Consider the following 7,013-nt stretch of genomic DNA (forward strand, 5'->3'; position numbering starts at 1 on the left):
AGCGGCGCGAGCCGCAGGCGAGCCTGGTGGCGAAGGGAAGGGACATCACTCATGACTCGTATCGCCATCAACGGATTCGGCCGCATCGGACGCAATGTGCTGCGCGCACTGCTGGAGCGCGACAGCGCCCTGGAGGTCGTCGCTGCCAACGACCTGACGGAGCCCGCCACTCTCGCCCGGCTGCTCGCCTACGACAGCACGGCCGGCCGGCTCGGGCGCCCGGTGACCGTCGACGGGGACGCCCTCGTCGTCGACGGCCGTCGGATCACGGTGCTGGCGGAGCGCGAACCGGCGCAACTGCCGTGGGCCGATCTCGGCGTCGACATCGTCCTGGAAGCCACCGGCCGCTTCACCTCGGCCAAGGCCGCCCGCGCCCACCTCGACGCGGGCGCGAAGAAGGTGCTCGTCAGCGCGCCGTCGGACGGCGCCGACGTCACGCTCGCGTTCGGGGTCAACACCGATGCCTACGACCCGGCCGTGCACACGATCGTCTCGAACGCCTCCTGCACCACCAACGCGCTCGCGCCGCTGGCCAAGGTGCTCGACGAACTCGCCGGCATCGAGCACGGCTTCATGACGACGGTGCACGCGTACACGCAGGAGCAGAACCTGCAGGACGGTCCGCACCGGGACGCCCGTCGCGCCCGGGCCGCCGGCGTCAACATCGTGCCGACCACGACCGGCGCCGCCAAGGCGATCGGCCTGGTGCTGCCGAACCTCGACGGCAAGCTGTCGGGCGACTCGATCCGCGTACCGGTGCCGGTGGGCTCGATCGTCGAACTCAACACGACCGTCGCCCGCGACGTGACACGCGACGACGTGCTGGCGGCCTACCGCGCCGCGGCCGAGGGGCCACTCGCCGGCATCCTCGAGTACTCCGACGACCCGCTCGTCTCCTCCGACATCGTGGGCAATCCCGCCTCGTCGATCTTCGACTCGGCCCTCACCCGCGTCGACGGCCGCCACGTCAAGGTGGTCGCGTGGTACGACAACGAGTGGGGCTTCTCGAACCGCGTGATCGACACGCTCGAGTTCCTCGCCACCCGCTGACCGGACGCCAGGGGTGGTGCCCCGCCTTGGGCGACCGCGCCAGCCGGCACTTCCGTCGGGCGCTCGGGTTGACCAGCCGGGCCAACCAGAACGCTCGGTCACACCACGGGGGTGACGTGGTTGCGGCGGAAGCAGCCGACCTGGCCCACGACTCCGCCCTGCTCATGGGTCCGCCCGCAAGATTCCGTCGGTCACCGGCTTGTACTGATCCAAGGCCGACGGCCCCGGCGGCAGTTTCTTCCTCGGCTCCGGCCGGACCGAGTCCACCGCCTTGCGGACCGTCCGCCACGACACGTTGTCCTTGCGCTGGATCTCCCGCATCGCCATGCCATCGAGGCGGTCGCGAGGGATCGCGGCGTACAGCTCGACCTTCGACATCTGCGACATGACCAGGGCCTTGCACCAGGAACACCTCGATGCTGCTGCGGCCAGTGCCCCAGTGACCTCATAACTCGTGAACGAAGCCACCATTCAGCGGCTCACGTCTTGAGGTAGGTCAGCCTTGAGCTCGTGGCCGATGTGCCGGTGGGCGAGGCGGCCGCGATTTCGAGCGCTACGCGCACTTCCAGCGAGCTGATAGCTGTGGTGGTTACGGGCAGCAGCTCCTCCGCGCGTTTGACGCGGTAGGTGACGGTGTTGCGGGCCACGTGCAGGCGTTCGGCCGCGGTGCGGGGGCGTCGATGACGGCGCGGCGGGCGGCTTGGTCACTGCCGCGCCAGCGGTCCCGTTCGGCGAAACTGCTGGCCGCCCGCCCGGTCGACCGGGAAGCCGCCGCCCTGCGTCTGCGGTACCGGCCGGCCGAAGTCGGACGCCATCAGGTGCAGGCCGGTCAAGGCGGGCGTTGGCGTTGCGCCAGCGCAAGTAGGCGTGCAAGGCCCGGGTCTGCACGGTGTGGTTGGGGTAGTTGGAGTTGGCGATGGTGAACTGCCTCAACGGTCCGAAGTGCGCCTCGATCGGGTTCGCCCACGAGGCGTAGGTCGGGGTGAAGCACAACTCGACCCTGTGTTTCTTCGCCCAGCGACGGATGGCGGTGCCCTTGTGGGCGGACAGGTTGTCCATGATCACGTAGATCGGTGCGCCGTCGGGCCGGGCGGCGCGGATCGACTTCAGCGCGGCCAGCGTGTTCACGGCACCTTTCTTGCGGCGGTTGATACCCCACAGGCGGTCGTCGCCGACCGAGTAGCAGCCGTGGAAGTAGCGCACCCCATGGGTGCGGTGGTAGGTGGCCGGTACCCGGTCGGGATGCTTCCGTTCGGCCCAGCCCGAGCCCGCGGTGGGCCGGATCCCGAGCGGGCCGAACTCGTCGAAGGCGAAAACCCGGTCCGGGAAGCCGCCCAGGACCTCCTCGATCCGGTCCAGCTTCGCCTCCCGGTCGGGGTCGGGGGATTCCTTCCATGTCTTGGTGCGCTGGAAGGTGACCCCGCGGCGGGCGAGCAGGCAGCGTAATGCCTCGCGGCCGATGCGGATGATCCGGCCGTGGACTTTCCGCAGGTAGGCGACGAGTTTGCGCAGCGACCAGCGAGTGAAGGGCTGGCCGAGCTTGGTCGGGCGGGTGGTGGCCGTCTGGACGACGAAGTCCTCGTCGTCACGACTGAGCAGGCGGGGACGGCCTCCCGCCCACCGAGGGTCCAGGCAGGCCAGGCCGATCTCGTTGAACCGGTGGATCACATCGCGCACGGTGTCCTCGTCGGCCTGCACCAGCTGGGCGATCACCGGCACCCGGACCCGCCGGCCGAGGCCAGCAGCATCATCGCGCGCCGGTAGCGCACCGAACTCGTGCTGCCCCGGCGCACGATCTGCTGCAGCTTCTGCCCCTCCTGGTCGGTCAGTCTGCGCACACGGACAGGCTCAGCCACCGCACCTCCAGCGGTCGGATCGGACGTCACCCCACATCCAACCGCCACGACCACCAACCCGGCGAACCACCGGCGGTGCATGCGGGCCGGAGGTCAGATGTCCCACCAGTCGAAGGGATGGGTGGGCACGTGCCTGCCGCAGGCACGACTAAGGGCTGTCCCGTTACGAGTGTGGCAGTTGTGAGGTTGCATCGTGAGGTGTCGCGTATTCGCGGCTGAGGCCCGCAACTTCATGACGCTGTGTAAGCGGTCAGGGACGGTCGCTCGCAGTCTGGGATGATCGTGCGGTGAGTGATACAAGGCTGCTGGCCGCGGAGGCGGTGAGTCACACGTCCGGGCGTTCTTCACGGGGGCATACCGTGGAGGTCGTCGACTACGACCTCGGGCCAGAACGGCGAGAGGTAGTGCCCGATCTGCGAGTTCTCGTTGTGGAGCCCGGCCCCCGCAGCGACAGCTGGGCCTATGTGACCGCCGGCTGCTGGGCCGCGATGGAGAAGCACAGCGATGGACTTGAGTTCGTCATGACCGCGCACGTCCGCGACCGGCGGTTCATCGAACTCATGGCGATGATTGCCTACTACCACTGCGGAGGGCACCAACTCGATCTGGGGCACAGCATGCCGATCGGTGAACCGTGGGTGCCGGGTTCGCCCTGCGACCACCTGCTGATCAGCCTGACCTATCTCCACGGCCCTGACCTCGAACACTGCCCACTACCCGGGGGCGCGCCCGCATTCTGTGGACACTGCCAGTGACCACCGCCGAAATCGAGTTCCGCAGGCGTCACGGACACGAGGCGTTGGAGCAGCTCTTCGACGAGGCAGAGATCATCCCCACCGATCCCTTCAGGGCGTCGGTCGCCTGAACTCCCGACCTCCGGCGGTCACTGCTTGTGATGAAACGAAGGGCCCTCCACCGGTTGGTGACCCTCACTCACGTGATCTTGCAGTGGGATGGTCTTGATCATGGCTGGTGTGATCACGGCGTCTGAAGCGTCCTGGATAGTCCCTTTCACCGGGCTGAGCCCGCGCACCTTCGGCCGGTTGCTGACAGGCCCTGCGCCGCGAGGGCGCCGACACGCACAGGCAGGGCCGACCCTGGAAGCTTGCGTTGGAAGACCGGGTGCTGTTGGTCACCGCGTACTGGCGCACCAACCTCACCCTGCGCCAACTGGCGCCGCTGTTCGGAGTGTCAAAGTCTGCCGCCGACCGAGTCATCCACGACCTCGGCCCGAAGCTCGCACTCAAGTCACGGAGGCGATTCGCGAAGGACACGGTGCTCATCGTGGACGGCACCCTGGTGCCCGGATCGCCGACGGTGGGTACCGCGGCACCAGTCTGCTCATCCCGCACCGCCGCGAGCCTGGTCTGGTCGAACTCCCGGCCTGGAAAGAGGAACACAACGCTTCCCACCGCAAGGTCCGTGCCCGCGTCGAGCACGCCTTCGCCCGGATGAAGAGCTGGAAGATCCTCCGCGACTGCCGTCTGAAGGGCGACGGTGTTCACCACGCCATGCGCGGCATCGCCCGTCTACACAACCTCTGCATCGCCGGGTGACTGAATCAGCAGGTCACTCAGCACAGCAGAGATCATTACGGGACAGCCCTTAGCTAGTAGAACCGCGCGGATTCGCCGATTCCTGAACGTGGTTGACACGGAACTGGCAAGCGAGTTCCGTTGATGAGGTGGACCGACGTGCGGGTTCGCGTCGCCGCTCAGCTGGAACGGGCAGCTATCTCACGCCTTCAGGTGAATTTGAATTGCGAAAACGTTCATCCACCCGATGTTGGAGGTGTTGTAGGAAATTCTGGCAGCCCTCCAACGGAAGGCTTGCTCATGCGGCGTCGTACGGTGATCCCTACTGCTCTGGTTTCCCTGTCTTGCCGTTGGCGTGTCTGCGGCAGTGGCTGCGGGACCCGTGATGCCTGTCGTGGGGACGGTCACGTGGTGCTTGTCTTCAGCGGCGGCTGAGCATCTGACGGCTGACGGAGTTGTGATGACGGCTGGTGCGCCGGCTGTGCTGGACTCTTCAGGGCCGACCCCGTGCGTGCAGTGGCCGATGGAGGGCAAGATCAGTCTCGACCTGACCGAGGGGTCCTGGACGGCGGGTGGTGGGTTGACCTTCACCAGGGCCTCGGACGGCCGCAGTCTGCGCTTCACCGGGGCGCACGGTGACTTGGCCCGGCGGTCGATGCTGGTGGATGCGACGGTCGGAGATGAAGCAGCGCAGCCGGTTGATCTCTCCACATACGAGCTCGACATGACGAAGATCACGGTCACTATGCCCTCCGTGAACTCGCCGGGCTCGGTTGAGGGCAAGCCGTTCGATACGACGCTCAAGCCGGACGGTGCGGCGGTGTTCTCTCGAGCGTACGGCGCGTCGCCGGTTCCCACTGGGAGCAGCCTGGCCACGCTGGCGGGCCGTGTCGATGTGGTACCGGCGCTGGGCTGAGTCGCATGGGGCGGGAGACTGGTGCCGGCCTTGTCAGTCCTGATCTGCTGGGTGAGGTCCGGGCTGAGAAGACCGGCGCTGCGGTGCTGGCATGGGCGCGGAACCTGAGTCTGGTGGTTGACGCTTTTGAAGAGAAGCGTCTGCTTGCTATGCGGCTGGGGAAACTCGCTGAGCTGACCGCGCCGGAGGCGAGCGACGGCGATCTGGAACTGACGGCCCAGTGGGCGGCATTCATCTGCCTGGTCGACGACCGGTTCGACCGCAGCCGGGTCGATATCCGGCCGGAGGCGGTCGCGTCGCTGTTCACCCGGCTGCTGGACGTGATCACCGGCGGCCCTGCCGGGTCCGGCAGCGGGATTGAGCAGGCCCTGGATGATCTGTGGCGGCGTACGGCTCCGCGGATGTCCACTCAGTGGCGGGAGCGGTTCGTTGCCGACTACCGCGACTTCGCCCTGGCCATGCAGGAAGAGGCCGGCGACCGCACCGACCGGGTCCGGATGGGCCTCAGCGACTACGTGCTGCGGCGTCGCAGGACTATTACGGCCCTGCCTATGGCAGACATCCTGGAGTGCACCGCAGGCGCGCCCTGGCCCGGCCTGCCCATGGGGGAGGACCTCATGAGGGCCCTGCGGCGGGCCGCGGCTGATGTGGCCGGCTGGAGCAATGACCTGGTCTCGATCGAGGACGACCTGCGCGAGGAGCGCGACAACCTGGTGATCGTGCTGAGCCGTGAGCGCGGCTGCTCCCTGTCCTCGGCACGCGGGCAGGTCACGGTAATGCGCGATGACCGTGTCAGGGATTTTTATGCGCTGGCCGCTTCGCTGACGGCGATGGCCGTTCCCGGAACCGAGCGGGAGGGAGTACGGCGTTACGTGGCGGCACTCGGGTCCTTTGTGGCCGCGACACTGCACTGGCTTGGCGTCACCCATCGCTTCGATGCCCGTTGGGCGCCCCGGCCGGTGTGACTGACCTCGTTCGCCCGCCCTGCCGATTCACGCTCCACCGTGTTTCTCGTGCCCTCCAAGGACTGTCCTACCGATGAGACCCCCTGCCGCCAAGCAGCTCCCCCCGGCCTGGCTATCGTCGTACTTCCCAGCAGCGCTGCCTGCCGGACGCAGACGCCTTCTGGCGCACGTGCTGAACCGGGTGGGCGCGGACGGTGCCGTGCGCGACGCCTGCCGAAGCCGGGTCCTCGAATCCGCGCTCGCCCTGGCGCTGGTGGAGCGGTGGGGATCTGGCCACCACGACGCGCGTACTCGCATCGTGCGCTACCTGGAGCGCCATCAGAACAGCGAAGACCTCATTGACGCGACCGTAGCCGCCGCTGCCCTGGGCCGGGGCACCAGGCAGCTGGCGCGTCGCCAGGCCCTCGAGGACATCATCAGCCGGGTACCGGACTTCACCGGACCACGCAAACGCGCCCTGGTGCACGCCATCTTCACCATGCTGGGCGCGGCTACTGACCATGCCGACGTCGCTGCCCATGCCGTCGATGTGAGCGCGCTGCATCCCTGGGCTGCGGTGCAGGCCGTTGCCGTGAACGCGATCCTGGGCCGGGCGGTAGTGTGCTGCGCCAGAAATCCTGATGGTTAGGTACTACCCTGTTGGCATGTCGCATCGCGGGCCTTCTGCTGTGGAGATCACGCTGTCCGAGGC

8 protein-coding genes and 2 pseudogenes are annotated in these 7,013 nt (G+C 67.6%); 7 read left to right on the forward strand and 3 right to left on the reverse strand.

The window, feature by feature from the left end; translation table 11 throughout:
• Positions 1-51 precede the first annotated feature (51 nt).
• Positions 52-1,050, forward strand: a complete 999-nt coding sequence (gene gap, locus ACFV6X_RS30745; RefSeq protein ID WP_385389069.1) for a type I glyceraldehyde-3-phosphate dehydrogenase — start codon at positions 52-54, stop codon at positions 1,048-1,050.
• A gap of 162 nt (positions 1,051-1,212) precedes the next feature.
• On the opposite strand, the gene ACFV6X_RS30750 is transcribed toward gap, so the two are convergent.
• The 3 genes and pseudogenes from ACFV6X_RS30750 to ACFV6X_RS30760 form a co-directional block, all read right to left on the reverse strand.
• Entirely contained in the window at positions 1,213-1,437 is a 225-nt protein-coding gene (locus ACFV6X_RS30750; RefSeq protein WP_385389072.1) for a hypothetical protein, read from the reverse strand.
• 92 nt (positions 1,438-1,529) lie between these two features.
• Positions 1,530-1,697 carry a hypothetical protein gene (locus ACFV6X_RS30755; RefSeq protein WP_385389105.1) on the reverse strand — a complete coding sequence of 56 codons (168 nt, stop codon included), beginning with the start codon at positions 1,695-1,697 and terminating at the stop codon, positions 1,530-1,532.
• Positions 1,698-1,803: 106 nt separating this feature from the next.
• Positions 1,804-2,906, reverse strand: a pseudogene (locus ACFV6X_RS30760) (IS630 family transposase); the annotation flags it as partial.
• 359 nt (positions 2,907-3,265) lie between these two features.
• On the opposite strand from ACFV6X_RS30760, the gene ACFV6X_RS30765 reads away from it, so the two are divergent.
• The 6 genes and pseudogenes from ACFV6X_RS30765 to ACFV6X_RS30790 all read left to right on the forward strand — a co-directional run bounded on the left by ACFV6X_RS30765 (position 3,266) and on the right by ACFV6X_RS30790 (position 6,950).
• The gene (locus ACFV6X_RS30765; protein ID WP_385389074.1) at positions 3,266-3,661 is read left to right on the forward strand and encodes a suppressor of fused domain protein; all 396 of its coding nucleotides are present in this window, start codon (positions 3,266-3,268) and stop codon (positions 3,659-3,661) included.
• Positions 3,658-3,771, forward strand: coding sequence for a hypothetical protein (locus tag ACFV6X_RS30770; RefSeq protein WP_385389076.1), 114 nt, complete (start codon positions 3,658-3,660; stop codon positions 3,769-3,771). The genes ACFV6X_RS30765 and ACFV6X_RS30770 overlap by 4 nt, the downstream gene beginning before the upstream one ends.
• A gap of 100 nt (positions 3,772-3,871) precedes the next feature.
• Positions 3,872-4,462: pseudogene (locus ACFV6X_RS30775) on the forward strand (transposase family protein).
• 502 nt (positions 4,463-4,964) lie between these two features.
• Positions 4,965-5,357, forward strand: coding sequence for a hypothetical protein (locus ACFV6X_RS30780; RefSeq protein ID WP_385389078.1), 393 nt, complete (start codon positions 4,965-4,967; stop codon positions 5,355-5,357).
• Positions 5,358-5,362: 5 nt separating this feature from the next.
• On the forward strand, positions 5,363-6,322 hold the full coding sequence (locus tag ACFV6X_RS30785; protein WP_385389081.1) for a hypothetical protein: 960 nt from the start codon (positions 5,363-5,365) through the stop codon (positions 6,320-6,322).
• 169 nt (positions 6,323-6,491) lie between these two features.
• Complete coding sequence (locus ACFV6X_RS30790) at positions 6,492-6,950, forward strand: hypothetical protein (RefSeq protein ID WP_385389085.1); 459 nt, start codon at positions 6,492-6,494, stop codon at positions 6,948-6,950.
• Positions 6,951-7,013 lie beyond the last annotated feature (63 nt).

The organism is Streptomyces sp. NPDC059861, assembly GCF_042731435.1.
Classification (GTDB): Bacteria; Actinomycetota; Actinomycetes; order Streptomycetales; family Streptomycetaceae; genus Streptomyces.